Genomic DNA, 26,752 nt, shown 5'->3' on the forward strand with positions numbered 1-26,752 from the left:
CCGAGCGGACGACGGGTTTCATGAGAGGCACTCCATGACACAGAAGATCTGGTTCATCACCGGCGCCTCACGCGGCTTCGGGCGGGAGTGGGCGATCGCCGCACTGGAACGCGGCGACTCGGTGGCCGCGACGGCGCGCGACCTGTCCACGTTGGGCGATCTTCGCGAGACCTACGGAGAGCGGCTGCTGCCCCTCCAACTCGACGTCACGGACCGCGATGCCGACTTCGCCGCCGTACGGCTGGCGCACGAGCGGTTCGGGCGGCTCGACGTGGTGGTCAACAACGCCGGCTACGGCCACTTCGGGATGGTCGAGGAAATCACCGAGGCGGAGGCTCGCGCCCAGCTGGAGACCAACCTGTTCGGGGCGCTGTGGGTCACCCAGGCGGCCCTGCCGTTCCTGCGCGAACAGGGCAGCGGCCACATTCTGCAGGTTTCCTCCATCGGCGGGATCAGCGCTTTCCCGCTGGTGGGCATCTACCACGCGTCGAAATGGGCACTCGAGGGAATGAGCCAGGCGCTGGCTCAGGAAGTCGCCCCGTTCGGTATCAAGGTCACACTGATCGAGCCCGGCGGATTCGCCACCGACTGGGCCGGTTCCTCGTCGAGTACGTCGCAGCCGTTGCCGGCGTACGCCGATTTCCACAAGGAAGTACAGGAACAGCGAAGCAAGCGTGTCGGCACCCCCGGCGACCCGAGCGCGTCCGCGGCCGCGGTGCTGGAGATCGTGGACGCCGAAGAGCCGCCGCTGCGCTGCTTCTTCGGTTCGGCGCCGCTGGGTATCGCCAAGGCCGACTACGAGCAGCGTCTGGCGTCATGGGAGAAGTGGCAGCCGGTGGCGGAACTGGCCCAGGGCTGAGCAGCGTCCGACTCGACGCGGAGCACGGGCCCAGACCCCGTCCGAGCCGAGAGAGGGGGCAACCGGAGTGCCTCCGGTTGCCCCCTCTCCTCCGGTCCCGCGTCTTCGGCCCCTCGCCGGGGGCGGGCAGGCGCGGGAAGGCCGGTCGCCGGAAGGTCAGGCGCGGTGGCTCTGGTAATAGCCGCCGACCTGCTGGTGGTAGTCGGCGTCGCCGACGTGCTTGGCCCGGTCGAACGGGGGCGATTCCCTGATCTGTTCCTGGGTGAGCGCCACGTAGATCTTCCGCTCGTCCCGGTCGACCCTCTTCACGGTGCCGGCGGGCAGCATGACGTGCCTGCCGAAGATCCACACACCGAGGTCGACGACGAGGTACGAGGAGCCGACGTCGTCCGCATGCTTGTCGACCTTCCCGATGGCGCCGTCGGTGGCCTGGACCTTGTACCCGATCAGATCGGTGCCCACGATGTGCCCGGCGGCCGGGTGGTAGCCCCAGATGTTGTCACTCATGAATGGCTCCCTCGTCGAATTCCTCGCTCGTCCGCAGCGGACTGGGGAGTCGCACAGGTGTCATCCAGATTAGATGAGGCTTTCGCGGAACATCGGATGCTTCGCCCCCGTATGTCGGTGTCACTCACGCACACTGAGGAAATGCGAAATCCGTATGCGCCGTTGTGCGCGAGAGGGCGTGCGCCGGTCGGGGCCGGGTACGGTTCGCCCCGTGAACGGGGACGTCGACATGGACGGGTGGGAGTCGGGGCACCAGGTCGCCTACGGCTGCGGGGCGTGGGAGCGGGCCTGCCACCAGGCACGCCTGTTGGTCGCCTGGCACGAAGAACGGGATCCCGGCTTCGGCATGCCCGTGCCCCGGCGGTTCCCCGCGGACCCCGGCCCGCGGGTGAAGTGGCCGTGGGGGAGCGCCAGGCACAGCACGGTGGGTCTGTTGCTGTGGAGGGCCGCGTACGAGGCCGGGATCCTCGTCGACGAGGTAGCCCTGGACGATGTCCTGCGCTATTGCGTCGAAGGCGCCGACCCGCTGGACACGGGTCCCATGCCCGATGCCGCCCGCAAGGCCGGGATCGGAGTCGGCAGCGCGGAGTCGGTGGCCGGAATCAGGCACGTACTGCAGGCCCATGTCGAGCCCGATCCTGCGAGTCCGCGCCCGACCGAGGTGCGATTGACGCTCGGCTACCGCGTCCGGGAACTGCGGGCGACGCCCGACCGGGAGCTCGGCGACTGGCCGGCCGCCCTTACCGTGGCCCGGCAGGCCATCGGGCGGGCGGACGATCTGCGGGAGCGGGGGACTTGGCATCCGACCGACCGGGAACGGTCTGTCGGCGCACGGATCAGCCGGGACTGCGAACCACCGGCCGACACGCCTTCCGCGTTCGGGCGCCCGGCGTCGAGTTGGCTGGAGCGGGCATCGCGCCTGGCGGATACGGCCACCGAGTTGGCCGTCGCCGCCGACACGCTGCCGAGCGACGGGCGGGGCGGCGCCGGCCCGCTGGCCCAGGTCCTTGGCGCCACGAGCGACGCGTGCGCCAGGCTGCGGGCCGGCACCGAGGAGATCAGGTGGCTGTGGGCTGCGGAGCCGCACGAGCCCGCGGACCGGGATTCCTGGGAACGTACCCATGTGCCGGGCGCGCTGCTGGTCCAGACGGAGGAGACGGAACACCTGATGCGGGCGGTGGCCGTCTTCCTGTGGGTCCTGGCGTGCGGCTGACCGGATCGAGCGGCGGGACTCAGTAGAAGTTGTCCCGGCGCTGCGCGGGGTTGACCGTGTCACGCCGCTGCTGCTGCAGGCGCGCTGTCCGCAGGGCTGATATCTCCCGCAGGTGCGCCTGACTCTGAAGCATCATCATCGACCCCAGTGCGTGCCGTCCGGTCATCGGGTTGTCCACGCAGGACTGATACATCACGGCGGCCCGCTCGGCGTCCTGGTAGAGCGTGCGGTAGACCTCCGCGGCACGGTACTGGGCGTAGGGATGGCTGCGTGCGGCGGCGGCGAGGAATTGCTCCAGGGCATGTTCGGCGGGGGTCCGGCGGAGAGGCAGCAACCGCTCCAGGTACAGGTCGCCCAGGGCGAGCATCGCTTCCGGCTCGCCCAGTTCGGCCGAGGCGTGGTACCAGCGGCCCGCCTCGTCCAACGACTGGACGATGCCCGCCTGGGGACAGCCCTGGTGGTAGAGGGCCGCGAGGTAGTAGGCCGCTCGCGGCGAACCGCTGCTGCGCCGCAGCCTCGGCACAGCGCTCGCGTATCGGCCCTGCACGTAGTCGATGTGCCCCAGAAGCTCGATCGCGGCACTGTGTCCGGTGGCCGCCGCGGCTTCCAGGAAGTGGACGTCGGCACCTGGGTGCTGCGCGCTGTTCCAGCAGTGCAGGCCGATCCGGTAGTACTCGTCGGCACTGGTCGGCTCGTGTCCGTCCACGGTGAAGTTGGTCCCCTGCCACTGCACCACGTCGCTGCCTTTCGCGTCTTGGCCTGCCTCGGCGGGCATGTGCGGCTCATCGCGCCACTGCCTCGTCAGGAGGGCCGGATCGGCGGTGAGGGGCAAGCCAGTCGTTCCCGTACGTCGTCCCGGTGCGTCGGGGCCCTTACGGATGGTATGGCTTGTCCGTCGAAACAATCGTAAGCCTGGTCGTCGGGATGCCCGGTTGTCCTGTGAAGTGGATCGCCACCGTGGCCCGTTTCGAGTGGCCGCACCGGTCGGGCGACGGGCGCCGATCGTCGCGGGGGCCACTGCCACGATGCCCGCCAGGTCAGCCCGGGCATCCTCTCGGGCCAGCAGCTTTCCGGCACTCCGCCGCTACACCCCGTCGCCTCGACGCCGCTGATCACCGCATCCATCCGCAAGGGGCACACGCTTTTCGGCCCGAACCGCGGCTGGCTGAAGACGCGCGCCGGTTCCGAAGGTCGCCGTCGCGCTCAACTCGCCTGTCCGTACAGGGAGTAGTCAACCTGTGCGGACACATGGACAGCCTTACCCGGATGAAGTGTGTGACGCTTCCTGCCGTTCCGGAGGCAGACGAATGAGCGCGGCCTCGAAGAACAGCCACCCATCAACATGGGTGTCGTGCGCGAAGGGCCGCCCGTCGGCCAAGACCTCATCGATGACCGCCCTCACGGTCGCCGGCCTGTGGAGATTGAGGTATCCGCCCCCGATCCGGCTGACGCCTCCCTCGTGAGCACCCCAACCACCGCCGCCCACCACGCGATCGGGACCGGAAGCGAAGACGACGCGGATGACACCGGGCGAGCCCTCGCGCGCGAAAGTGAGGACTTCTCGGCATGAGTATCCGGCCACACTGCCGGGCTCCGGATCCGGCACATGCTGATGGCTGACCCACCAGCGGTAGCGCTCGGGGCCAATGATCAGATGCCGATATCGACGACGTCCCATGCCATCACGCTAGCAACGCAGGGACCAACGACCCGGGCCAATTACCCGTACCCGTATCCGCACCCGTGGCCGTACAAGGCGAAGGCGAGGAGAACTCTCTCCTCGCCGCTCTCAACGTATAGCGCACCGGGGGGCTTGCCGCAAGGCCCGGGTCACGGCGCAGAATCGTCGGCCGATGCCACAACCTGCGCGGATGCGTGGGGGCGTGGGGGGCGTGGGCGGTGCGCGCCGCCCGGCCGGCGGAGCGGCCGACCGACCCGTCAGAGGGAACACAAGCAGGGATGAGGACGTGCTCGACAAGAGGTCCGACAGAGTTGGAGGCGCCGGTGATGCGATCGGCCACCCCAGTACGCGGGAACACGGCTGCCTCGGAGGTATCGCCATGATGGAGCAGTACGTGCTGGATCTTCAGGAGGTCGACGCGACGCAGGTCGCGGTCGTCGGCGGCAAGGGCGCGCACCTGGGCGAGCTGTCGCGGATCGAGGGCATCCGCGTGCCGGGTGGCTTCTGTGTGACGACGGACGCCTTCCGGCGGATCATGGCGGAAGCGCCGGCGATCGACGATCGGCTCGATGAGTTGTCGCGCCTGAACCCGGACGACCGGGAGGCGATCCGCACGCTCGGCGCGCGGATTCGCCGGAGCATCGAAGGAGTCGCCGTCCCGGGCGATCTGGAGGCGGAGATCACCCGCGCGCTCGCCCGGTTCGGCGAGGGAGCCGCCTGGGCCGTCCGGTCCAGCGCGACCGCGGAGGACCTGCCGACGGCCTCCTTCGCGGGGCAGCAGGACACGTACCTGAACGTCGTGGGGTCGGCGGCGATCCTTCAGCATGTCAGCCGGTGCTGGGCCTCGCTCTTCACCGAACGGGCCGTGACCTACCGTCAGCGGAACGGCATCGACCACCGTACGGTCCACATGGCCGTGGTCGTGCAGCGGATAGTCTTCCCGCAGGCGGCCGGCATCCTCTTCACGGCCGACCCCGTCACGGGCAACCGGAAGGTCGCCACCGTGGACGCGGGCTTCGGCCTCGGCGAGGCCATGGTCTCCGGCCTGGTGAACCCGGACGTCTTCAAGGTGCGGGACGGCGCGGTGGTCGCCAAGGCGATCGCCGCCAAACAGCGTGCCGTTCACGCTCTGCCGGGCGGCGGTACGCGAGAAGTGGGGATCGACTCACGGCGGCAGGAGGAGCCGGCGCTGACGGATGCGCAGGTCGTGCGGCTCGCGCGGCTCGGGCGGCGGATCGAGGCACACTTCGGCCGCCCGCAGGACATCGAATGGTGCCTGGCCGATGATGGCTTCGAGATCGTTCAGAGCCGGCCGATCACGACGCTGTTCCCCGTCCCCGAGGCCGACGACCAGGAGAACCACGTCTACGTCTCCGTCGGCCACCAGCAGATGATGACCGACCCCATGAGGCCCCTGGGACTCTCCATGTGGCAGCTCACCGCCATGGTGCCGATGCACGCGGCCGGCGGGAGGCTGTTCGTCGACGTCGCCCGGCGGCTGGCCTCGCCCGCGAGTCGCGCCGCCCTCCTCGAAGTCATGGGAAGGGGCGATCCGCTGATCAGGGACGCGCTGGAGACCGTCCTCGATCGCGACGATTTCGTCCCGTCGCTCCCGGACGCCGCTCCCGGCCGGCCGCCGGCCAGGGGTGCGCCCGCCCCGATCGCGACCGATCCGGCCGTCGTCGCCGAGCTGATCGAGCGCAGCCGGGTGTCCATCGCCGCCCTGGAGCGCGACATCCGGACGAAGAGCGGACCGGCGCTGTTCGACTTCCTGCTGGAGGCCTTCGAGGAACACAAACGCGTCCTCGCTGATCCGCTGAACATTCAGGCGATCATGGCGGGGATGGAGGCCACGTGGTGGCTCAACGACAAGCTGTGGGAGTGGCTGGGCGAAAAGAACGCGGCGGACACCCTGACGCTGTCCGCCCCCGACAACGTCACGTCCCAGATGGGACTGGCGCTGCTCGACGTCGCGGACGTGATCCGCCCGCAGCCGGAGGTGGTGGAGTTCCTGCGGGGCGTCGAGGACGAGGGCTTCCTGGACGAGCTGGCGAAGCTCGCGGGCGGGACCGAGGCGCGCGACGCCATCGAGGCCTATCTCGACCGGTACGGCATGCGCTGTGTCGGAGAGATCGACATCACGCGGCCACGTTGGCGCGAGCGCCCCAGCACGCTCGTGCCCGTGATCCTCGACAACGTCAGGAACTTCGAGCCGGGCGCCGCCGAGCGGCGCTTCGAGCAAGGGCGGCAGAAGGCGCTCAAGAAGGAACAGGACGTGCTGTCACGCCTTCGGGCCCTGCCGGACGGGGACCGGAAGGCCGACGAGGCCCAGCGGATGATCGACCGGGTCAGAACCTTCATCGGGTACCGGGAGTACCCGAAGTACGGCATCGTCAGCCGCTCCTTCGTCTACAAGCAGGCCCTGCTGGAGGAGGCCGAGCGCCTGGTGCAGGCCGGCGTGCTGCCCGAGAAGGAGGACATCTTCTACCTCACGTTCCAGGAACTCCATGACGTCGTGCGCTCGCACCAGGCGGACGACCGGATCATCCAGCGGCGCAAGGACGCGTTCCGGTCCTACCACGCGCTCACCCCGCCCCGGGTGCTCACATCGGACGGTGAGGCCGTCACCGGGGCGTACCGGCGCGACGATGTACCGGCCGGTGCCCTGATCGGCCTGCCGGTCTCCGCCGGGACCATCGAGGGGAGGGCCCGCGTCATCCTTGACATGGCCGATGCCGATCTCGAAGCGGGCGACATCCTCGTCACCCCTTTCACGGACCCGAGCTGGTCGCCGTTGTTCGTCGGCATCGCGGGCCTGGTCACGGAGGTGGGAGGCCAGATGACCCATGGCGCGGTGATCGCCCGGGAGTACGGCCTTCCGGCCGTCGTGGGCGTGGAGCGGGCCACCCGGCTGATCAGGGACGGGCAGCGGATCCGCTTGCACGGAACCGACGGGTACGTCGAGATCCTGCCCTGACCGACCCCACCGAGAAGGCCCGGCCATGGCTTCCGACTCGGAAGTCGGAACGTGGCACCCACGGCCACATCGCCCAGAATCTGGAAACCGCCCGGGATGTCAGTCGGCGGTCGGGTCGCCGGGGGCGATCAGTCCTGTCTCGTAGGCGAGGACGACGGCCTGGGCGCGGTCGCGGAGGGCGACCTTGGCGAAGATCCGGGCGACGTGGGTCTTCACGGTGGACTCGCTGAGGGTGAGGGCCTCGGCGAGTTCGGTGTTCGACAGGCCACGGCCCATCAGGGCCAGCACCTCGAGTTCACGGGGGGTCAGCGGAGCCAGGTCGCGGTGGATCGCGGGGGTGCGAGCCGCGGCCGCCGCGGCGGGGCTGTGTGCCGTGCCGGTCCGGCCGGCGCCGGGGGGCGTCGCACAGCGCTCGACGAGGCGGCGGGTGATCGAGGGGGCGAGCAGCGCGTCTCCGGTGTTCACCAGTCGCACGGCCGCCGCGAGATGGGCGGCGGTGACGTCCTTGAGAAGAAAGCCGCTGGCTCCGGCGGCGAGCGCCGCGTAGACGTAGTGGTCGAGGTCGAAGGTGGTGAGCATGAGCACCCGGCAGTGCGGGAGCAGCCCGAGGACGCGCTTGGCGGCCTGAAGGCCGTCCAGGTGAGGCATTCGGATGTCCATCAGGACGACGTCCGGGCGCAGTCGTTCGGCTTCCGTAACGGCCTGCATGCCGTCGGCGGCCTCGCCGACGACGTCGATGCCGCGCGAGGTGAGGATGAGGCGGAAGCCGGTCCGGATGAGTTCCTCGTCGTCGGCGATGAGGACGCGCGGCGCACCGGGGTCTCCGCTCCGGTCCGATTCCGGGGCGTGGTGGGCGCGGGGGCCGGCGGTGGAATCGGTCACGGTCGCTCCAGGGGGATGCGGGCGCGGACGCGGTAGCCGCCGCCGAGACGGCGCCGGGCGTCGAAGTGCCCGCCGTAGACGGCGACACGCTCCCGGAGACCGATCAGCCCGCGCCCGGCGCCGTCACCCCGGTGCTCGCGGGCATCCGATCGGGCACGAGTGCTCCGCTCGCCGGCGGTCAGCACGCTCGGCCCGCTGTTGAGCACCTCGACCCGCAGACTGTGGTCGGCATGGCGCACCGTCACCGCAGCCTTCCCGCCGTCGCCGTACTTGAGCGCGTTGGTCAGCGCCTCCTGGATGATCCGGTAGGCGGTGACGTCGACGCCGGGCGGCAGCGGGCGCGGCTCACCGGAGATCCGCACCTCGACCGGGAGACCCGCGAACGCGATCCTGTCGACGAGGGTGCCCAGGTGACTCAGACTCGGCTGCGGCGCGAGCCCGAAGTGGTCTCCCTCGCCGTACCGTTCGGCCCCGTCATCGTCGTCGCCGTCGGGCGAGGGGGCCAACAGGCCCAGCAGATGGCGCAGTTCGGTCATCGCGTCGCGTCCGGCACCCTCGACGGCCCGCAGCGCGGTCTCCGCCTCGCCCGGCAGGGTGGCCAGCACCTCACGCGCGGCGCTCGCCTGAACCACCATCAGGCTGACCTTGTGGCTGACGATGTCATGCAGTTCGCGGGCGATGCGGGCGCGCTCGGCCGCCACCGCCGTGCGGGCGGCGGTCTCCCGTTCGCGCTCCAGCAGCCAGCCCCTGTCCTCCATGACCCCGCGGTAGCGGCTGCGGGCCCGCGCCAGGAGCACGCAACAGCCCACGGCCACCGCCGGGCCCACCGTCGCGAGGGCGATGAGCAGCCGGCCCGTCCCCGATGTCCACACACGTCCATCGTGCCAGGCACCCGGCGAGCGGACGTCCACCTGCGGGTCCACCCCGTACATCCCCAGGATGACCACCAACCCGGGTTACCTCCAGGGGCTGACGCCCGTACCGTCCGCGCCGCCTACCGTCCCTGCCATGACCACCGAAGACATCAGCGACACGGCCCCGGGCGCCGACGCCTTCGTCGTGCGCGACGAGGAAATCGTGCGGGTGAGCGGCCTGCGCAAGGAATACGGCGACACCGTCGCCCTGAACGGGGTGTCGCTGGAGATCGGCGCCGGAGAGGCGGTGGCGGTGATGGGGCCGTCCGGCTGCGGCAAGTCCACCCTGTTGAACATGATCGCCGGCCTCGACCGGCCGACCGCGGGCTCGGTCCGTGTGCACGGCGAGGAACTGGGCCGGGTCAGCGAGACCGGGCTCGCGCTCTTCCGGCGCCGCCGGATCGGCATGATCTTCCAGTTCTTCAACCTCATCGACGACCTGCCCGCGATCGACAACGTCGCCCTGGCCGCCCAGCTCACCGGAACACCGGCCCGTCAGGCCCGGCGCCGGGCCCTGGAGTTGCTGGACGAACTCGGCATCGCCGACCGCAGGAACGTCTACCCCGCCGCGCTGAGCGGCGGCGAGCGCCAGCGGGTCGCGGTGGCCCGCGCGCTGATGAACCGTCCCGCACTGCTGCTCGCCGACGAGCCGACCGGCGCGCTGGACAGCCACGCGGGCGAGCAAGTGATGGACCTGCTCCTCGACCTGAACGAACTGGGCCAGACCCTGTTGCTGGTGACGCACGACCAGCGGCTGGCGACGCGCTGCGCGAGCCGCCTGGTGACGATGGCCGACGGCCGGATCACCGGCGAGCGGGCCCTGGAGCGGTCGGCATGAGCGCGGTGTGGAGCGCCTCGCGCGCGGCCGTGCGGCGCCGCCGGCTGCAGACGTCCCTGATCGGGGTGGTGGTCCTCGTGTCCAGCATGGCCCTCGTGGTCGCCCTGGGCCTGCTGGATGTCGCGTCCGGACCGTTCGACAGGGTCTTCGGCCAGGCGCACGGCGCGCACGTCATCGCCACCTTCGACGCGGCGAAGGTCTCCGGCGCCCAACTGGCACGGACCGCGCACCGTCCGGGCGTGCGGACCTCGGCCGGGCCGTTCCCGCAGGCGGTGGTCGACCTGCGGCAGAACGCGGCCTCCGCGCTGCCCGGGCTGGGGTCCGGCCCCCTGACCGTGGTGGGGCGGGCGGAGCCCGGTGGTCCGGTCGACCGCCTCGACCTCTTCGCCGGACACTGGGCCACCGGCCCCGGCCAGATCGTCCTGGCGTTGCCGGACGCACCCGGGATGGGCAGGGGCCCGCACTCCCCGATCGGCAAACGGATCCACCTGCCAGGAGTGCGGCCGCTGACCGTCGTCGGCCTCGCGTCCAGCGTGAGCGGAACAGCGCAGGCATGGGTCTCCCCGCAGCAGATCGCGGCCCTGCACCCCACGACGTACCAGATGCTGTACCGGTTCGACCGAGCCGAGACGGCCCGTCAGATCACAGCGGACACCGCGGTGGTGTCCGCCGGCCTGCCGTCCGGATCGCTGGTCGCGAGCCAGTCGTATCTGACGCTGAAGGCGCAGCTCGCGGCCGCTCCCGATGCCTTCGTGCCCTTCCTCATGGCCTTCGGCATCCTCGGCCTGCTGGTCGCGGTCCTCATCGTGGCCAATGTGGTGAGCGGTGCCGTGGTGTCCGGCTTCCGGCACATCGGGGTGCTCAAGTCCCTTGGATTCACGCCCAACCAGGTGGTCGCGGTCTACCTGGTGATGGTCTCCGTCCCGGCGGCCGCGGGAGCGCTGGCCGGCACAGCCCTGGGCGCGGTGGTCGCGCGGCCATTGCTCCACCAGGTCTTCCACGGCGCGGACCTCAGCACGGTGAACGTCACGCCGACGATCGGCTCCTGGGTGTACGCGACCACGGCGCTCGGCATGCCGGCCGTGGTGTTGCCGGCCGCGTTGATCCCGGCGCTGCGCGCGCACCGGCTGTCCGCGGCCCGGGCGATCAGCGCCGGCAGCGCGCCCGCAGGCGGACGGGGGCTCGTGGTGCAGCGGTGGCTGACCGGGGTGCGGCTGCCGCGCCCGGTGAGCCTGGGCCTCGGCCTGCCCTTCGCACGGCCCGGGCGGGCCCTGCTCACCGTCTCCGCGGTCCTGCTCGGGGTGGCGACGGTGACCTTCGCGACCGGCCTGTCGGCCACCATGGTCTCCTACGGCGACGCTGTCGAGGGCGCGGGGAAGGTTCAGGTCATCGTCGGGCGCGGGGAGACCAGGTTCGGGCAGACCGCCCCCGAGCACGATGACGCCGCGACCCAGACGCTGTTGCGCGGACTGCCGCACGCGGCGGACGTGTCCGCCGTGGGCTACGTCGGGGTACGGCTGCTCGGCCAGAGCCAGAACCTGTCGCTCGAGGGCGATCGCGGGGGCCGGTCGCCTCTCCAGGACGATCTGGCGAGGGGCCGCTGGACGCGCGGGCCCGGCGAGGTGGTGGCCTCCGGCAGGTTCCTGTCCAAGTACGGTCTGCGGCTCGGTGACTCCTTCGTACTGGGCGCGGCGGCCGGCCGGCAGGAGCGCGTCACCCTGGTCGGGGAGGTCATGTCCGGGCCGGCGGACTGGCTGCGCGCGGACTGGGCGACGGTGACCGCCCTGGCACCGCGCGCGCAGGCGAACCAGTACTGGGTACGGCTCACCCCCGGAGCCGATGTCAGTGCTTATATGAAGGCCGTCCGGGCCGCCGATCCCGGGCTCTACCCTGACGCGAAGACATCGGTGAACGCCGGGGCGGTGACGGTGATCAGTTCCGCGTCCGTGCTGACCCTGATGCTGACGGTGGTCGCCGCGATGGGAGTGTTCAACACCGTCGTGCTGAGCAGCCGGGAACGGCGGCGCGACCTGGGGATGCTGAAATCGATCGGCATGACGCCACGGCAGGTCACCACGATGATGGTGGTGTCCATGGCCGGGCTGGGTCTGGTCGGCGGGCTCCTCGGGCTGCCGCTGGGAGTCGCGGCCTACCGCGTGGTGATCCCGATGACCGAGCACAGCGCCCATCTCGCCTTCCCCGCACGGATGCTGGACGTGTGGCACCCCGGGGAGATGACCCTGCTGGCGCTGGCCGGGGTGGCGATCGCCGCGCTGGGCGCGGTGATACCGGCGCGGGTCGCGGCGCGGCAGACCATCGCCCGGGTCCTGCACACCGAGTGACGGCCCCGCCGTATTTGACCTTGACACGGTGACAACCCGTTCACTGCTTCCCGAGGAGGTGGTCCCGATGACCATGACGCGACAGGACACCGATGCGACACGAGCGCTCCAGGGGCTGGCGGACGGCCGTTCGTCCGTGCGGCTGCGGGCGGCTCTGGCGGTCGGTACGGCGCCCGCCCCGTGCTTCGTCGACGAGCTCATCGAGCGATGCGCGATCGAACCCGAGTTCTTCGTCCGCGACATGCTGACCTGGGCGCTCACCCGCCACCCGGTCTCCGTGACGCTCCCCGCACTGGTCCGCGAAGTCCGTTCGGAGCGTACGCAGGCACGGAGCCAGGCGCTGCACACGCTGTCCAAGATCGGGGACCGGCGGGCGTGGCCCGCGATCACTCGGGCGCTGTTGTCCGACGCCGACGACGAGGTGGCGCGGAGCGCCTGGCGGGCTGCGGTCGTGCTCGTGCCGGAAGGCGAGGAATCTGCCCTGGCCACGGTGCTGGCCACACAGCTCGGACGTGGTGAGCGGGAGACACTGCTGAGTCTCAGCCGGGCGCTGGTGGCTCTGGGCGAAGTGATCACGCCGGCTCTGCACGCGGCGACGACGGCCTCCGACCCGCGCGTGCGCGCCCACGCGCTCGCCACACAACGGCTGCTGCGAGACCCGGACGCCGGATTCGAGTCGGCGGTCGAGGAGGCCAAACGCGTCGTGGCCCTCACCGGGACCCCCCAGGACGGACGATAGATCGGTGCTGATCGGTGAGGTGGCGCGACGGTCCGGGGTCAGTGCCCGCATGCTCCGGCACTACGAATCGCTCGGCCTGGTGCGGCCTTCGGAGCGTACGGGCTCGGGATATCGGGAGTACCGCGCGGACGACATCCGGCGGATCTTCCACATCGAGAGCCTGCGGTCGCTGGGTCTGTCGCTGCGCGAGATCGGGCGCGCGCTGGACGATCCCGGGTTCGCGCCCTCGGCGCTCGTCGGCGACCTCGTCCGTCAGACACGCGACCGCATCGCGGCCGAGACCGAGTTGCTCACGCGGCTGCGCCGGATCGAGGCCGCGGATCCCGCCGGCTGGGAGGACGTCCTCCAGGTCGTCGCGCTCCTCCAGGCACTGGGCTCGCAGAGCGCCGACGCCCGCCAGCGCGCGGCCCTCTCCTCGGGTGACGGGGTTCCGGTGCCGGTGGAGGCCTTGGTCGAGGCGGTACTGAGCGAGACGGAGCCGAACGTCGCCGGAGCTCTTCGATGGGCGCTGGCGCGATCGGGCGAAGGCGCCCCGGCACTGCTGGCGGAGGGCCTCGGCTCCCCGGTGGCCGCGGTGCGGAGACGTGCCGTTCAGTCCCTCGCCGCGATGCCCGGTGGTGCGGCGACCGCGCACCTGCGGGACGCTCTCACCGACGCCGATGCGGCGGTCCGCGGGCATGCCGCTCTGGCGCTCGGGACACGGGGAGTGGCCGAAGCGGTTCCGACGCTGATCGACATGGTCGTGGAGGGAAGGAACGACACCGACGCGGCCGACGCCCTGAGCGAACTGGCGACCGACACCGTGACGGCCGATCAGATCGCGGCCACGTTCGTCGACCGCCTCGCCCACGCCACGAATGAAGCTCCTGCGCGAGGACGGCTGACCCAAGCACTGGCGGGGATTCCGGGGACGACGGCGTCACGTGCCCTCGTGGAGCTGTCGCACGACGAGGACCGTGCCGTCTCGCTGACCGCCGCGTATCTTCTTCAACTCCGCGACGCACGGTGACAGATCGCTCGGAGGATGCCCCGCACGATGCCCGTACGCGTACGGGTACGGGCGGAGGGAATCGCAGGGCGCGGAGGGCGCAGCGCCCGCAGCCGTCGCAGCACCAGGAGCGGGGCCGGAGCTGATCCCGATCACCCGCGGGTAGCTTCGGGCCATGACTCATGACTGGCGGAGAGATCGGATCGGGGCTGCTCTGCGGGGTGAGAACCCGACGGTTTTGCGGCGGCTCGACTCGGGGTTCGCGGTGATCGGCGACGTGCAGTTCCTGCCGGGCTACGCGGTTCTCCTCGTGGACGAACCGCGGGTGCAGCGGCTGTCCGACCTCCCGAGGCGCAAGCGGCTGGCGTTCCTGGCCGACATGGACCGACTCGGAGAAGCGGTCGAGCGGACCTGTCGGCAACGGGACCCGGATTTCCGCCGGGTGAACCTGGAGATCCTGGGGAACACCGACCCGTTTCTGCATGCCCACGTCTGGCCGCGATTCGCGTGGGAGCCGCCCGAGCTGGTGGGCAAGCCGGTGTGGCTCTATCCGCAGGAGCGGTGGAGCGACGAGCGGTTCGGTCTCGGTCCGCAGCACGATGCGCTGCGAGACACGATCGGCGGTGAACTGGACCGGCTGCGAACGGCCGACTGACCCGAGAGGCCATCCGTCCTGCCGACCGGCCGGGCTGGGGCCCGGCCGGTCGGCGATGGATCCGGACAGGAGACGACGGGGTCAGCCTCTACCGGGGTGCGAGGCGGCCGTCGGCCACCGGTCTCATCCCGGGACTTCGTACGTCGGTGTCACGGGACTTCGCGTGGCCTCGCGGGCGCGGGCGGGGGCCGGTCGCTCCGGGCCGGCGCCAGGGGACCCGTGGTCGCGGAGCGGACCGACCTCGTAGCCTCGCTGCTCGCAGGTGTCGAGAATGCGGGGAAGAGCGCCCAGCGCGGACCGCCACGCTCCGGGCGCGGAGGTGCAGTCCGAGTCGTGGAGCAACACGGTGCCCCCGCCGTACAGGTCGGCGACCACGGTGCGGTGCACCGACTCCGGTGTGGCCTTGGCGGTCCAGTCCTCGCCCCAGCATGTCCACAGCACGGGGGAGAGCGCGAGGCGGCGGGCCGCCAGGTGGGCCGATCCCGACATGACGCCGTACGGGGGCCGGAAGAGCGTGGGCCGCGTGCCCGTGATCTCGGCGACCGTGTCGCGTGCGCGGGCGAGGTCGTCGTAGGTCGCGCGCGGGCCGCGCAGCAGCAGCGGACGGTGCAGCCAGCCGTGCACCCCGATCTCGTGGCCCGCCGCGGCGATCTCGCGGACCAGCCCCGGGGAGCGGTGTGCCTCGCTTCCGAGAAGGAAGAAGGTGGCCAGCACGCCCCGCGCGGCCAGGAGTTCCAGGAACGACGGCGTCGACTTGGGGTCCGGTCCGTCGTCGAAGGTGAGAGCGACGTGATCCGCGCGGCCCTTCCCCGCGAGGCGTGGCATCACGCGGTTGCGCAAAGGGCCGAAGGTGGAGACGACGGGGGCGCAGTGGGCGGTGGCCAGAACGGCCGGCAGGGCTGTCGCGGCGGCAGAGAGCAGGGACGTCCTGCTGAGCGGTCTCGTCACGGCTGGTGTCCTTCCGGGCCGTGGCCGGAGACGAGATCGAGGTCGAGACCATGGCTCAGTGTGTGCATCAGGGTGGTGCCCTCGAAGCTCGTGGCGACCCCGGTGGCGACGGCGCACGCCCACACGGCGCAGGCCACCGCGGTCGTGGCGGTGAGCCGCCGGGCCCGGGTGCGTCGCCGGGGGGCGGGCGGCGGGACCACGGGCGGCTGCCCGGAGCGCAGAACGCGGGCTATCTCCGCCGCCGGGCCATGGTCCGGGGAATCCGCGAACAGCGCGAGCCCCTCCGCGCGCTGACGCACGCCGCGCGGTCCGTCGACCAGGTCGTCGAGGACGCTCTTGAGCTGGACCGGGTCGCGTATCCAGACCGCTACGCCGGCCTCGTCCAGCGCGTCGGCGTTGGTCAGGCCATGGCCGGGTATGCAGCCGTGGCTCGCCACGGGCAGCCCCGCGGAGAACGCCTCGAGGGTGGTGAGACCGCCGGCGTTCTGGACCAGGACGTCGGCCGCGTGCATCAGGGCGGGCATGTCGTCGACCCAGCCGTGGACGTGCTCGATGCCGTCGGCGCGCAACTGCGCGGCCAGTGCTTCGTTACGGCCGCACACCACGACCGGGACGACGGCGCCGCAGTCGCGCAGCTCCCGGGCGACCTCCCGGACGGGACCGACACCCCACGATCCGGCGACCAGCAGGGCGAGCGGGGCCGTGGCGGGCAGTCCGAACCTCTTCCGCGCCAGGCCGCGTTGCTCCGTGTCGCAGGGGTGGAACCGGGGATCGGCCAAGGGCCCGCAGACCCGTACGTCCTGGGCTCCCGCCGCCCGCGCCTGGGCGGCGGGTATGGCGTGGGCGGCGAGATGGACGTCCACACCGTCCGCCACCCACAGGGGGTGCACGGAGAAGTCGGTCAGGTAGGTGAGGACGGGGATGTTCAGGCGTCCGCCGAGGCGGAGGTTCCCCAGGACGCGACTCGCTCCCGGGTAGGTGGAGACGACGGCGCCGGTGTCCGGGTGCAGGGCTTTCAGGACGCGGTTCTCGGCGGACCTCAGCAGGGCGCGCGCGCCGCGGCCGCCGCCACCGGCGCGCTCGGTGCTGGAGTAGATCTTCTGGTAGAGCCAGGGCGCACGGACGAGCATCAAGTGGTAGGCGTCCCTGGCGGCCCGGCCGAGACGAGCAGGGAGAAGATCCAGCAGGTCGAACCGGTCGACGACGAGTCCGTCCGCCGTGAGGCGGCGCTCGAGTTCGGTGGCGGCACCGTCGTGACCGGCGCCGACGCTCGCCGAGATGATCGCGACGCGGCCCGGGTGTGCCGCCGCCACCCATGTCGGCGGCACACCCGTGACCGCTGCTGCCGGGTGTGTTCGTCCGCGTTTGGCCATGGGCTTTCCTCTGCATAGGTGGGGAGGCCGCACAACTACAAGATGTAGTAGATCGTGGTTGGGACGGGAGCATACCTTCTACATCTAGTAGGAGGTCGCCGGGTATTCTTACTTGACGTTGCAGCGACGGAAGGGTGAACGGTGAACGACCTCAAGGGTGGGGGCGGCGGTGCATCCGGAAGGCGCGCCCGTGGCGAACTCGAGGGCTCCGTACTCGCCGCCCTCTGGTCGGCCGAGGGCCCGCTGACCGCCCGTCAGGTGCTTCAGCGGCTACCGGGCGGCCTGGCCTACACGACGGTCCTGACGATCCTGTCCCGGCTGTACGACAAGGGCATGCTCGTCCGGCACCGAGAAGGCCGCGGGTACGCCTACGGACCGGTTCGCGACGAGGCGTCCTACACGGCACAGCGCATGAAATCGCTGCTGGAAGAGGGCTCCGACCGGGAGGCGGTGCTGAGCCGCTTCGTCTCCGAACTGTCCGAGCAGGACGAGCAGTTGCTGCACGATCTGCTGTCCGCGCACGAGAGTCACCACGGCGCCGGCGCCGACGACGGCAGGAAGTGAACCGGTGCTGATCAGCGTCTACGTTCCGCTCGTCGTCACAGCCGTGCTGACCGTGGTCGCGCCACGGGTGGCCCGGCTGCTCGCTCCTCGCCCCGCGGTCTGGGCCCTGGCCTGCGCGGCCTTGGTGACCACCGTCGGCTGGATGGGATCGATGGCCCTGCTCGCGTTCACCGCGGTCGCGCAGATCCCGCAGGTGGCCGCCGAGGGACGCTGGTCCGTACCCGCGCTGCGTGCCGAGGACCCGGTCCATCTCACCGTCGCGGTCGTCAGCGCCCTGATTTTGACGGCGGAAGTCGTCTCCCTGGGCCTGGCGCTCGTACGGCGCACGCGCCACATCCTGTGGGCACGGCGCGAGTGTGCCTGTATGCCCCACGAGAACGAGCTGTCCGTCATCGACGACGACAGGCCGCAGGCGTTCGCCCTCCCCGGCTCGCCCGGCCGGATCGTGGTCACCCGCGGAATGCTCCAGTGCCTCGCCTCCGATGAACGCGAGGCCCTGCTCGCGCACGAGAGAGCCCATCTCCGCCACCGCCACCACCACTTCCAGACCCTGTGGCAGCTCACGGCGGCCGCGAACCCCTTGCTGCGGCCGGTCGCCGACGCCGGTGGCTTCGCCCTGGAGCGCTGGGCCGACGAGGACGCGGCGGCGACGGTCGGCGACCGCGGGGTGGTGGCTCGGGCGGTCGGGCGCGCGGCTCTCGCGTCCACGCCCCGCGCACCGAAGGCCGGGGCACTCGCCGCGACCGGCGGCGCCGTGCCCCAGCGGGTACGGGCCCTGCTCGCGCCGCCCCCGCCTCGTCGCGTACTTCCCATCGCAGCCGGAGGGCTGCTCCTGGTCCTCTGCTGTGGAGGCCTGGCCAACGCGGCGGCCGACAGCGACGACATGCTCGACGACGCCCAACGAGCCCAGTGTGCCGTGTCGGTCTCGCACCCGACCGGGCCGCCCTGTGAATGCCCCCGGCACAGGCCGTAGATCCCGTCCTTGCGTCCACCCATGCCTGGTTCAGGCCACCGCGTAGGGTCCGAGCCGGTATCCGTGGCCCCGCAGGGTGGTGACGCGCGGCAGCCGGAGCGCGGTGCCGGACGAGGCCGAGGAGGCGTGGGTGAGGCGTCGGCGAGGCGGCGGCGCAGGCCCGCCATCGTGACGTCGGGGGTCCTCGTGGAGCGAGAGCCGCAGGGGGAGTTGGTCCTCTTGGGGGCCGACGCCGATGCGCGGCCCGCCGGGCAGGACTGTCGAGGGCCGCGGCCGAACGGCCACGACGGCCAGGGCTCCGCACCCGGGCCGCGCCGGTCGCTCGGCGCGACGCCCTGACACGGTGATCGTCTGTGAGTTGCCTCACCCGCCACGATCAGTTCCTGCACGCGAACTGCCTGGCCAGCAGCCCTTCTTGCTCATCCGGCGACCGTTGGGTGGCCGGATGCGTCAGTAACTTGTCATTGCAGTCGGTGTGATGATCGATACAGGCTGTGACCGTGGCAGAGCGACGAGTTGTTGTGGTGGTGTACCCGGGCGCCATGGCGCTGGACATCACCGGACCGATTGAAGTGTTCGATGTCGCCAACCGGCTCCTGGCCCCGGCGGCCGCCCCCTATCGGATCGACCTGGTGTCCGCCGACGCCCCACTGGTGCGCACGAGTTCAGGAGTGGTCGTGGGGGCCTTGCCCCTGGAGGCGGGGCAGGGGCCGGTCGACACCCTCCTCGTCCCGGGCGGATGGAGTGTCGGAGAGGCGCTCGGGGACCGGGAGCTGGTCTCGTGGATCGGCGCGGCGGCGGCCCGGTCGCGCAGGGTGGCCTCCGTCTGCGGCGGAGCCTTCCTGCTGGCCGAGGCGGGCCTTCTGGACGGCAGACGCGCCACCACGCACTGGGCGTACACCGAGTCGATGGCCTGCCGCTATCCGGCCGTGACGGTGGACGCCGAGCCGATCTTCGTCTGGGACGGTCCCTTCGTGACCTCCGCGGGCGTGTCGACCGGCATCGACATGGCGCTGGCCCTGGTGGAGGCCGATCACGGTGCGGCACTCGCACTGGAGACGGCACGGTTTCTGGTGCTCTTCCTCAAGCGGCACGGAGGGCAGTCCCAGTTCAGCGCGATGCTCGACGCCCAGTTGGCCGACCATCCGCCGATCCGCACCGCCCAGGAGTGGATTCTGGAGAACCTGCACAACCCGTTACCCGTGGCCGAGATGGCCCAGCGGGCGAACATGAGCCTGCGCAACTTCGCCCGGGTCTTCCGGCGCGAAGTGGGCACGACCCCTGGCCAGTATGTCCAGCGCACGCGGATCGCGCGTGCGCGCGAGCTGCTGGAGACCACTGATCTGTCCATCGGTCAAATAGCGGGTCGCTGCGGATACGGCGCCCCCGAGACCTTGTTCCGCTGCTTCGGGCGAACGCTGGGACTCACGCCGAAGGAGTACCGGCACCGCTTCCAGGTCATCACGCCGTCCGGCCTCGTCGACCGGCGCCACGAGACGGACAGGAGCCCCGCATGACCACCACCACCTCGGGTGAACCCGAGGCAGGAACGATACGCCTGGTCGACCATCTGGCCGACGAACTCGCGAGGGCGGGCGTCACCCACCTGTTCGGTGTCGGCGGCGCGAACATCGAGGACCTGTACGACGCCGTCCACCGCGGGGGCACCGTCCGCGGTGTCGTCGCCAAGCACGAGTTCTCGGCCGTCACGATGGCCGACGGTTACGCCCGGACCACCGGGCGCCTGGGCGTGGTCGCCGCCACCTCGGGCGGCGGCGCGATGAACCTGGTACCGGGTCTGGCGGAGGCGTACGCCTCCCGCGTGCCCGTGCTGGCCCTGGTGGGCCAGGCGCCGACGGCCCAGGAAGGCCAGGGAGCGTTCCAGGACACCAGCGGCAAGGCGGACTCGTTCGACGCGGCAGCGGTCTTCGCGCCGATCTCCCGTTTCTGTGCCCGGGTCCCGGACGCGGACTCGCTCATCGATCTGCTGCCGCGGGCGATGGCGGCGGCACTGGCCGATCCGCGCGGGCCGGCGGTTCTGCTGCTGCCCAAGGACGTGCAGCAGGCACGGATCCGGTTGCCCGGCCGCGGCCCGGCGCCGACATCGACCGGGCCGACACCGGCACCGACACGAGGCGGTGTCACAGCGGCGCCGGCACCGGACGCGCCGCTACCGGCGCCGAGTCGAGGCGGGCCGGCAGCGGCGCCGGCACCCGGCGGCCCGGTACCGGCACCCGCACAGGACATGCGGACACCGGCGCCGACGGCCACCGCGACGCCGCTCGACAGCGCGGCTCTCGCCGAGGTGTCGGACATCCTTCGCAGGGCGAAGACGGTCCTCGTCATCGCCGGTGAGGATGTCGCCGCCGCCGACGCGCGGGCGGAACTGGCCGAACTGGCCCGGAAGCTGGGGGCGTGGGTGGCGGTCACCCCGGACGCCAAGGACGTCTTCGACAACCGCGATCCGCAGTTCGCCGGCGTGGCCGGGGTGATGGGCCACGCCAACGTCGAGGACTGTCTCCGGCGGGCCGACGTCCTCCTGCTGGTCGGTACCCGGCTGCCGCTCCTGGCACGCGGCGGCCTGGAGCGGGCACTGGCCGACACCGATGTCGTCAGCCTCGGCCCCGAACGGCCGTTCGTCCCGGCCGCCGTGCTGGGCGGGGACCTGCGCCGCGCGCTGCGCGCGGTGACCGGCCGGATCCCGTCACGCCCGCACGACTGTCCCGAGCACTCCGGCCCCGTCCCCACCGTCACGGCGGCCCCGGCCTCGGCCACCCCGGGGCGAAGCGTTCCCTACGCCCAGGCGGTGGCCGCGGTGGAGGCGGCACTGCCTCAGGACGCGCACGTCTTCGTGGACGCCGGCAACGCGGGCGCCAGCGCGATCCATCTCCTCCCGGCACCGCGCCACGGCCGCTTCGTGGTGGCGCTCGGCATGGGAGGCATGGGTTACACCTTCGGTGCCGGCATCGGCGCCGCGCTCGCCACCGGGCGCCGTACCTACGTACTGGCCGGTGACGGTTCCTTCCTCATGCACGGCATGGAAGTGCACACCGCCGTGGAGCACGCCGCACCCGTGACCTTCGTCATCTTCAACAACAACGCCCACGCCATGTGCGTGCTGCGCGAGGAGTTCCTCCAGGGCGGCGTCCGCGACGACGACCTGTTCGGCCGGACCGACATCGCCGCCGGGGTGGCCGCCGCCTTCCCGTCCCTCGATGTCACCGGAGCCGAGAACGCGGCGCAGTTGCGCGGCGCACTGCTGCGCGGCAACGAGGGCGGTGGCCCGGCGTTCGTCGCGCTGGACTGCGACCCGGCCGAGATCCCTCCGTTCCTCCCCTTCCAGTCCTTCGCCGAGGCCACAGGCACCGCGCGACAGGCCCACAGCAAGGAGAATTCAGATGAGCGACAAGTCGTCCGGGTTGGCTGACATCCCCGGCCTGATGCGGATTGAGAACCCCGGCAGGGACGAGCTGACCGCCCACTGCATGGAGCTCACCCACGCCGTCTACCCGCACCACCAGGTCTACGGCCAGTACTGCACCATCCACGAGTACGTCGACTGCCCTCCGGAACAGACCTACGACTACCTGCGACAGGGCCACCATCTGGAGGAGTGGACCTGCAGCCTGCGGGACTTCGCACCCTCCGGCACACCCGGGCTGTGGGTCGGCCACGACCGGCTCGAGGACGACACCAGGATCTACTGCGAGGTGGTCGCCAACCCCGAGGCCATGACCGTGGACTACCACTGTTCCTGGGACCAGGGCGACAAGCTGTGGATGATCTACCTGATGCGCGTCGTACCGGCCCGCCGAGTGCTCGACAAGCCGGGATCGGTGATCACCTGGACCAACTGCCGGCATCCCTACTACGACGAGAACCCGCACCCCGGCCTGGCCCCCCGCCCGGACCGGCCCTGGGTGGGCGACTACTGGGACCTCTTCTACGCGGGCCACACCGTGGAGATGAACAACCTCAAGGCGATCCTGGAACACCGTCACCGCAACGGACTGCCGGTCAGTGTGGCTCCGGCGACGGCGGTGGCACCGTGACCACGGTCAGCCTCACCGATGTCGCGAGCTACCTCCCCGGCGAACCGGTCCCCGCGGAGTTCTACACCGACTACCCCGGAGCGGAGGACAAGCTCCGCGGCCACCCCATGTTCAAGGTCCCGCCGTCACGGCACCACGTGGCCGCGGACGAGACCAACGCCGACATGGTCGAGCGCGCGGTGCAGCCCCTGATCGAACGGCACGGCCGGGACGAGATCCGGGGCGTCGACGTGCTGTTGGTGCACAGCCAACTGCCGGATCTGCCGTTCGTGGGCGCCGGTACAGAGGTGGCACGCCGTCTGGGCCTGAACCCGGAGTGGCTCATCGATGTGGCCAACGCCGGCTGCGCCTCTTTCGTGTACATGCTGAAGCTGGCCCGGCAGATCCTCAGTACCACCGATGCGAAGACCGCGCTGATCTGCAACGCGCAGAGCGCCGCCGGCCAGTGGTTCACCCAGTCCGAAGTGCGAAGGCTCGCGCAGGCGGCGATCCCGGGCGACGGCTGCGGCGTGGGATGGGTGACGACCTCGGCCGGCGCCCCGGTCCTCGATGTGGAGACGCGGCACATCGGCGCCCACGCCGGGGACATGACCGTGGCGGTCGACGACGGCCGCAAGTACTGGGAGCCGGGCGAGTCCCAGCTGCGGATCGGGTTCACCGACGCCAGCGTCGCCAAGGTCCTGGCACGCGGCAACCGGCTCGTCCCCGAGGTGATCACGGACCTGTGCCGGCGGCTGGGAGTGGCGACCGGGGACATCGACGTCCTCGTCACCAACCAGCCGAACCGCACCTTCCTGCGCAACTGGCGGGAGGCGCTGCAACTGCCCGCAGAACGGCACCTGAACACCTTCGACCAGTACGGCAACCTCTTCGGGGCGGCGATCCCGGTCACCCTGGACCACGCGATCCGCTCGGGCCGGGTGAAGGACGGTGACCTGGTGGTCCTGGGGGGATTCGCCCACGCCGGCGACTTCGCCGGCGGCGCCGCCGTCCGCTGGCACGGCGGGCGGGGATGACGCGTCGTCGTCCCCGCACGACACCGACCGGCCCTGAACAGGGGTGGCGAGGCGGCCGCAACGCCGAGCACGGTGCCGTGGCCACAGCGGCTATCCTTCTCACCGGCCGGGGCCCACCGCCACAGCCTCGGGGGAACCCGGTTCGGCCGGATGAGGCAAGCCGCGGGTCGATCTTGGAATGGACGGCCGTTCGCCGTTGCTGCACCCGCCGGGGGCTCGCCCTGTTCCAGGGGTGCCCCGGGCGACGGTGCCCGGCACGACGGGACACGAGAACGGCCGACGATCTCGATCGCGTCCGCTCCCTTGTCCCCGGCCCGCTGTCTTCGAAAGGTTTTCCTGCACCATGCCTTTGGCTCTGCTGGCCCTGGCTGTCGTCGCGTTCGGTATCGGCACGACCGAGTTCGCCACGATGGGGCTGCTGCCCCAGATCGCCCACGGGATCGGCGTGTCCGTTCCGCACGCCGGCAACGTCGTGTCGGCCTACGCGCTCGGTGTCGTCGTCGGCGCGCCGTTGCTGACGGGCATCGGCGCGCGCGTCCCGCACAAGCGCTTGCTGCTGCTCCTGACCGGACTGTTCGTGATCGGCAACATAGCGTCCGCGCTCGCCCCCGACTTCGGCACGCTCTTCGCCGCGCGCTTCCTCGCGGGTCTGCCGCACGGCGCGCTGTTCGGCGTGGGTGCCGTCGTCGCCTCACGACTGGTCGCCCCGGAGCGCGCGGCACGCGCCGTGTCGAAGATGTTCCTCGGTCTCACCATCGCCAACATCATCGGGGTTCCGGCCTGTACGGCCCTCGGGCAGCAACTGGGCTGGCGGTCCGCCTACGGCGCGGTCGCCGTCATCGGAGTCATAGCACTGGCCGGCGTGGCCGCCTTCGTCCCGCACCAGCCGCGCGGGCAGGCGTCCGGCGTCCGGCACGAACTGCGGGCCATGGGCAACAAGCAGGTCGGCATCGGCCTGGCCACGGCCGTCATCGGGTTCGGCGGATTCTTCGCGGTCTACAGCTATCTCGTACCCATGCTCACGCACCTCACCGGCCTCGCGGACTCCTCGACCACCTGGGTCCTCGCGCTGTACGGCGTCGGCATGACGCTCGGCACCCTGGTCGCCGGACCGCTCACGGACCGCGCGCTGCGGCCGACGATGTACTGGGGGCTCGTTCTGCTCGCCGCGGCGCTGACGACGTTCTACTTCACCGTCCACAGCACCGTGGGAGCCCTGGTCACCATCACCTTCATCGGCGCGATGGGTTCCCTCATCACCACCCCGATCCAGATGCTGCTCATGTCCAAGGCGAAGAACGCCCCGACGATGGCGGCGGCCTCCAACCACTCCGCCTTCAATCTGGCCAACGCGGGGGGTGCCTGGCTCGGCGGCCTGGTCATCTCGGCGGGCTGGGGCTGGGCCTCCCCCAACCTGGTCGGCGCGGCTCTCGCCCTGGCCGGTCTCGGCCTCGCCTTCACGGGCGGCCTCATGGAACGGGGCGACCGACGCTCCGAGGTGATCGCGCAAGCGTCGCCCGCGGTCGAACCAGGGACGCGCGTCCGCACAGCGGACTGACGCTTCGGCCTTCGGCCGGCCCTTGATCGACCTTCGGCAGGGTGCTGTGGCTGCGCGGACGATGGGGCGCCGGGACTACTCGGACCTGACTCCGCCGTCCGCGGCCGGGCCGGCGGACTGCGTCGACCCGGCATGCTCCGTGACGCCGGTGGTGTGCTTCGCGGTGGCGAGCCCGCACGGCGTACAACCGGATACCCGGTCCGCGCTCAGCGGTACGCCGTTGCTCCGCAGTACGTCGCGGAGGTCCAGGATGAGCGGGAAGACCTCGTGGTTGCGGTCCTCGCGCTGTTCGTCCCAGGCACGCTGTTCCGCCTCGACGGCCGTGCGGTCCTGGGTGAAGACGCGCTCGGTGAAGCGGCGGATGAGCGGCCAGGCGACGTGCAGTGCCCCGGGCACCGACGGTTTCGCGATCGTCAGCAGGCCGTAGGCGTGGTTGACGCGCTGTTCCGCGTCCTCCGGTACGTAGGCGGCCCAGAGGGAGAACACCGGGAGGTCGCTGCCTTCCGGGACGTCCCGCAGGGTCTGGTACGGGTACTCGGTGCGGATGGTGATGACGTCGGGCCTGTCCCGGCCACCGAGCCCCTCCGCGGACAGCAGGCCCGCGCCCCGGTCCTTGCGCCCTCCGGCGGGGACGAAGAGGTACCGGGCCTCGACGTGGCGTGGGCCGGTCTCGTAGCCGAGCAGCTCCGGCCGGATCCTGCCGAGCACGCTCCGGTGCAGGAACTGGTGGTTCATGTCGAGCAGGTTCTCGTGCATGAACGAGTAGTGGCAGCGCACGGTACGGGAGAACGTCATGGTCCGGTGGGCGCCCGAATGGTATTCGGGCAGCAACGGGAACGGCGCCGCCGGGGCCAGAGCCGGGTCCCCGGGGAACACGAACACCAGGCCGTACGCTTCGCGGACCGGGTAGGAACGCACCCCGCGCGGAGGACGTTCGCAGCCCTTGGGCAAGTAGGGGATCTGCGAGATACGGCCGTCACCGCGGTAGGCCCAGGCGTGGTAGCAGCAGCGCAGAATGTCCCCTTCCACCACACCCATGCTGAGCGGTACCTGCCGGTGCGCGCAGCGGTCCTCCAGCGCGTGGACGGTGCCGCTGCGGCCCCGGTACAGCGCGATCCGCTCGCCCGCGAACACGGCCGCGAACGTCCGGTTGCGCCGCACGTTCCGGGAGGTCGCCACCGGATACCAGTGGTCCGGGGAGATACCGATCCGCCGCAGGTCCGGGACCGGACCGGGCAGGTCCCGGAGGCGGCCGTCCACGGCATGGGGCGGATACGCGACGGGGTCGGTGGTGGACGAACGGTCCTGCGGGTCTGCTCCTGAGCGGCCGGGTCGGGCCTCGGTCATGGGCTGTGGTCCTTTGCGCTCGCGCGAGGTCGTGCCGTGCGGTCGAGGGTGCCGCCCACCGGGTTCAGGGTGTCCCGCCCGCCCGCGACGCCACCGCGGAGGGCCGCCGCCGACGCGGGTGATCCGCCCGCCGCCGCAGGGGCTCCACCTCCTTACGGTCGCCGTGGGCGCCCCGGCCGTCAACCGCAGAGGCGCGTCGGTGTCGCAGCCGGACCGGCCCACGCCGGAGCGGCCGGGGCCCGCACGCATGCAGGCAGGTCCGCCCTCGATCATCGGTGGTCATGGCACGGGTGGGACGATGGCCTGGTGAGCCACTCCTCGTCTTT

The 26,752-nt window shown here is 71.3% G+C and carries 23 protein-coding genes; 15 read left to right on the forward strand and 8 right to left on the reverse strand.

Annotation, left to right across the window (positions count from 1 at the left end; translation table 11 throughout):
- Positions 1 to 34 precede the first annotated feature (34 nt).
- Positions 35 to 859, forward strand: coding sequence for an SDR family oxidoreductase (locus ACIQRL_RS31555; protein WP_401337912.1), 825 nt, complete (start codon positions 35 to 37; stop codon positions 857 to 859).
- 156 nt (positions 860 to 1,015) lie between these two features.
- On the opposite strand, the gene ACIQRL_RS31560 is transcribed toward ACIQRL_RS31555, so the two are convergent.
- The gene (locus ACIQRL_RS31560) at positions 1,016 to 1,366 is read right to left on the reverse strand and encodes a PRC-barrel domain-containing protein (protein WP_401337914.1); all 351 of its coding nucleotides are present in this window, start codon (positions 1,364 to 1,366) and stop codon (positions 1,016 to 1,018) included.
- A gap of 211 nt (positions 1,367 to 1,577) precedes the next feature.
- Between ACIQRL_RS31560 and ACIQRL_RS31565 the strand changes: the two genes are divergently transcribed.
- The gene (locus ACIQRL_RS31565) at positions 1,578 to 2,579 is read left to right on the forward strand and encodes a hypothetical protein (RefSeq protein WP_401337916.1); all 1,002 of its coding nucleotides are present in this window, start codon (positions 1,578 to 1,580) and stop codon (positions 2,577 to 2,579) included.
- A 19-nt stretch (positions 2,580 to 2,598) separates the two neighbouring features.
- On the opposite strand, the gene ACIQRL_RS31570 is transcribed toward ACIQRL_RS31565, so the two are convergent.
- Together ACIQRL_RS31570 and ACIQRL_RS31575 are read right to left on the reverse strand one after the other, a co-directional pair.
- Positions 2,599 to 3,354, reverse strand: a complete 756-nt coding sequence (locus tag ACIQRL_RS31570) for a tetratricopeptide repeat protein (RefSeq protein ID WP_401337918.1) — start codon at positions 3,352 to 3,354, stop codon at positions 2,599 to 2,601.
- A gap of 483 nt (positions 3,355 to 3,837) precedes the next feature.
- On the reverse strand, positions 3,838 to 4,257 hold the full coding sequence (locus ACIQRL_RS31575) for a hypothetical protein (protein ID WP_401337920.1): 420 nt from the start codon (positions 4,255 to 4,257) through the stop codon (positions 3,838 to 3,840).
- Between the two features lie 382 nt (positions 4,258 to 4,639).
- Between ACIQRL_RS31575 and rph the strand changes: the two genes are divergently transcribed.
- Positions 4,640 to 7,237, forward strand: a complete 2,598-nt coding sequence (gene rph, locus ACIQRL_RS31580) for a rifamycin-inactivating phosphotransferase (RefSeq protein WP_401337922.1) — start codon at positions 4,640 to 4,642, stop codon at positions 7,235 to 7,237.
- 99 nt (positions 7,238 to 7,336) lie between these two features.
- Here the strand turns inward: rph and ACIQRL_RS31585 are convergent, their stop codons facing one another.
- Both ACIQRL_RS31585 and ACIQRL_RS31590 read right to left on the reverse strand, forming a co-directional pair.
- The gene (locus tag ACIQRL_RS31585; RefSeq protein WP_401338228.1) at positions 7,337 to 8,035 is read right to left on the reverse strand and encodes a response regulator; all 699 of its coding nucleotides are present in this window, start codon (positions 8,033 to 8,035) and stop codon (positions 7,337 to 7,339) included.
- An 80-nt stretch (positions 8,036 to 8,115) separates the two neighbouring features.
- Positions 8,116 to 9,066 carry a sensor histidine kinase gene (locus ACIQRL_RS31590; RefSeq protein ID WP_401337924.1) on the reverse strand — a complete coding sequence of 317 codons (951 nt, stop codon included), beginning with the start codon at positions 9,064 to 9,066 and terminating at the stop codon, positions 8,116 to 8,118.
- A gap of 61 nt (positions 9,067 to 9,127) precedes the next feature.
- On the opposite strand from ACIQRL_RS31590, the gene ACIQRL_RS31595 reads away from it, so the two are divergent.
- The 5 genes from ACIQRL_RS31595 to ACIQRL_RS31615 all read left to right on the forward strand — a co-directional run bounded on the left by ACIQRL_RS31595 (position 9,128) and on the right by ACIQRL_RS31615 (position 14,595).
- A complete protein-coding gene (locus ACIQRL_RS31595) occupies positions 9,128 to 9,871 on the forward strand; it encodes an ABC transporter ATP-binding protein (RefSeq protein WP_401337926.1) in 744 nt (247 codons plus the stop codon).
- Positions 9,868 to 12,213, forward strand: a complete 2,346-nt coding sequence (locus ACIQRL_RS31600; RefSeq protein WP_401337928.1) for an FtsX-like permease family protein — start codon at positions 9,868 to 9,870, stop codon at positions 12,211 to 12,213. The genes ACIQRL_RS31595 and ACIQRL_RS31600 overlap by 4 nt, the downstream gene beginning before the upstream one ends.
- A 67-nt stretch (positions 12,214 to 12,280) precedes the next feature.
- The gene (locus ACIQRL_RS31605; RefSeq protein ID WP_401337930.1) at positions 12,281 to 12,952 is read left to right on the forward strand and encodes a HEAT repeat domain-containing protein; all 672 of its coding nucleotides are present in this window, start codon (positions 12,281 to 12,283) and stop codon (positions 12,950 to 12,952) included.
- A gap of 4 nt (positions 12,953 to 12,956) precedes the next feature.
- Entirely contained in the window at positions 12,957 to 13,961 is a 1,005-nt protein-coding gene (locus tag ACIQRL_RS31610) for a MerR family transcriptional regulator (RefSeq protein WP_401337932.1), read from the forward strand.
- 154 nt (positions 13,962 to 14,115) lie between these two features.
- The gene (locus ACIQRL_RS31615) at positions 14,116 to 14,595 is read left to right on the forward strand and encodes an HIT family protein (protein WP_401337934.1); all 480 of its coding nucleotides are present in this window, start codon (positions 14,116 to 14,118) and stop codon (positions 14,593 to 14,595) included.
- 123 nt (positions 14,596 to 14,718) lie between these two features.
- Here ACIQRL_RS31615 and ACIQRL_RS31620 read toward each other — a convergent pair whose 3' ends face one another.
- Together ACIQRL_RS31620 and ACIQRL_RS31625 are read right to left on the reverse strand one after the other, a co-directional pair.
- Positions 14,719 to 15,543, reverse strand: a complete 825-nt coding sequence (locus tag ACIQRL_RS31620) for a polysaccharide deacetylase family protein (protein WP_401337935.1) — start codon at positions 15,541 to 15,543, stop codon at positions 14,719 to 14,721.
- The gene (locus ACIQRL_RS31625; RefSeq protein ID WP_401337937.1) at positions 15,540 to 16,916 is read right to left on the reverse strand and encodes a glycosyltransferase; all 1,377 of its coding nucleotides are present in this window, start codon (positions 16,914 to 16,916) and stop codon (positions 15,540 to 15,542) included. Before ACIQRL_RS31625 ends, ACIQRL_RS31620 begins: the two co-directional genes overlap by 4 nt.
- A gap of 141 nt (positions 16,917 to 17,057) precedes the next feature.
- On the opposite strand from ACIQRL_RS31625, the gene ACIQRL_RS31630 reads away from it, so the two are divergent.
- The 7 genes from ACIQRL_RS31630 (at position 17,058) to ACIQRL_RS31660 (ending at position 25,079) form a co-directional block, all read left to right on the forward strand.
- Complete coding sequence (locus ACIQRL_RS31630) at positions 17,058 to 17,480, forward strand: BlaI/MecI/CopY family transcriptional regulator (RefSeq protein WP_401337939.1); 423 nt, start codon at positions 17,058 to 17,060, stop codon at positions 17,478 to 17,480.
- A 4-nt stretch (positions 17,481 to 17,484) separates the two neighbouring features.
- Positions 17,485 to 18,453, forward strand: a complete 969-nt coding sequence (locus ACIQRL_RS31635; protein WP_401337941.1) for a M48 family metalloprotease — start codon at positions 17,485 to 17,487, stop codon at positions 18,451 to 18,453.
- A 500-nt stretch (positions 18,454 to 18,953) separates the two neighbouring features.
- Positions 18,954 to 19,970 carry a GlxA family transcriptional regulator gene (locus ACIQRL_RS31640; RefSeq protein ID WP_401337943.1) on the forward strand — a complete coding sequence of 339 codons (1,017 nt, stop codon included), beginning with the start codon at positions 18,954 to 18,956 and terminating at the stop codon, positions 19,968 to 19,970.
- A complete protein-coding gene (locus tag ACIQRL_RS31645) occupies positions 19,967 to 21,880 on the forward strand; it encodes a thiamine pyrophosphate-binding protein (RefSeq protein ID WP_401337945.1) in 1,914 nt (637 codons plus the stop codon). Before ACIQRL_RS31640 ends, ACIQRL_RS31645 begins: the two co-directional genes overlap by 4 nt.
- A complete protein-coding gene (locus tag ACIQRL_RS31650; RefSeq protein WP_401337947.1) occupies positions 21,852 to 22,505 on the forward strand; it encodes an SRPBCC family protein in 654 nt (217 codons plus the stop codon). The genes ACIQRL_RS31645 and ACIQRL_RS31650 overlap by 29 nt, the downstream gene beginning before the upstream one ends.
- A complete protein-coding gene (locus ACIQRL_RS31655; RefSeq protein WP_401337949.1) occupies positions 22,502 to 23,521 on the forward strand; it encodes a 3-oxoacyl-ACP synthase III family protein in 1,020 nt (339 codons plus the stop codon). The genes ACIQRL_RS31650 and ACIQRL_RS31655 overlap by 4 nt, the downstream gene beginning before the upstream one ends.
- A 343-nt stretch (positions 23,522 to 23,864) precedes the next feature.
- On the forward strand, positions 23,865 to 25,079 hold the full coding sequence (locus tag ACIQRL_RS31660) for an MFS transporter (RefSeq protein WP_401337951.1): 1,215 nt from the start codon (positions 23,865 to 23,867) through the stop codon (positions 25,077 to 25,079).
- Between the two features lie 75 nt (positions 25,080 to 25,154).
- Here ACIQRL_RS31660 and ACIQRL_RS31665 read toward each other — a convergent pair whose 3' ends face one another.
- Positions 25,155 to 26,426, reverse strand: a complete 1,272-nt coding sequence (locus ACIQRL_RS31665; RefSeq protein ID WP_401337953.1) for a Rieske 2Fe-2S domain-containing protein — start codon at positions 26,424 to 26,426, stop codon at positions 25,155 to 25,157.
- Positions 26,427 to 26,752 lie beyond the last annotated feature (326 nt).

This window comes from Streptomyces sp. NPDC091209 (assembly GCF_044757755.1).
In the GTDB taxonomy this organism is placed as follows: Bacteria; Actinomycetota; Actinomycetes; order Streptomycetales; family Streptomycetaceae; genus Streptomyces.

Coding starts and splice junctions, on each gene's coding strand:
- ACIQRL_RS31595 (WP_401337926.1), top strand. CDS start 9,128: ATGACCACCGAAGACATCAGCGACACGGCCCCGGGCGCCGACGCCTTC.
- ACIQRL_RS31560 (WP_401337914.1), bottom strand. CDS start 1,366: ATGAGTGACAACATCTGGGGCTACCACCCGGCCGCCGGGCACATCGTG.
- ACIQRL_RS31645 (WP_401337945.1), top strand. CDS start 19,967: ATGACCACCACCACCTCGGGTGAACCCGAGGCAGGAACGATACGCCTG.
- ACIQRL_RS31665 (WP_401337953.1), bottom strand. CDS start 26,426: ATGACCGAGGCCCGACCCGGCCGCTCAGGAGCAGACCCGCAGGACCGT.
- ACIQRL_RS31615 (WP_401337934.1), top strand. CDS start 14,116: ATGACTCATGACTGGCGGAGAGATCGGATCGGGGCTGCTCTGCGGGGT.
- rph (WP_401337922.1), top strand. CDS start 4,640: ATGATGGAGCAGTACGTGCTGGATCTTCAGGAGGTCGACGCGACGCAG.
- ACIQRL_RS31555 (WP_401337912.1), top strand. CDS start 35: ATGACACAGAAGATCTGGTTCATCACCGGCGCCTCACGCGGCTTCGGG.
- ACIQRL_RS31605 (WP_401337930.1), top strand. CDS start 12,281: ATGACCATGACGCGACAGGACACCGATGCGACACGAGCGCTCCAGGGG.
- ACIQRL_RS31660 (WP_401337951.1), top strand. CDS start 23,865: ATGCCTTTGGCTCTGCTGGCCCTGGCTGTCGTCGCGTTCGGTATCGGC.
- ACIQRL_RS31575 (WP_401337920.1), bottom strand. CDS start 4,257: ATGGGACGTCGTCGATATCGGCATCTGATCATTGGCCCCGAGCGCTAC.
- ACIQRL_RS31570 (WP_401337918.1), bottom strand. CDS start 3,354: ATGCCCGCCGAGGCAGGCCAAGACGCGAAAGGCAGCGACGTGGTGCAG.
- ACIQRL_RS31600 (WP_401337928.1), top strand. CDS start 9,868: ATGAGCGCGGTGTGGAGCGCCTCGCGCGCGGCCGTGCGGCGCCGCCGG.
- ACIQRL_RS31625 (WP_401337937.1), bottom strand. CDS start 16,916: ATGGCCAAACGCGGACGAACACACCCGGCAGCAGCGGTCACGGGTGTG.
- ACIQRL_RS31650 (WP_401337947.1), top strand. CDS start 21,852: ATGAGCGACAAGTCGTCCGGGTTGGCTGACATCCCCGGCCTGATGCGG.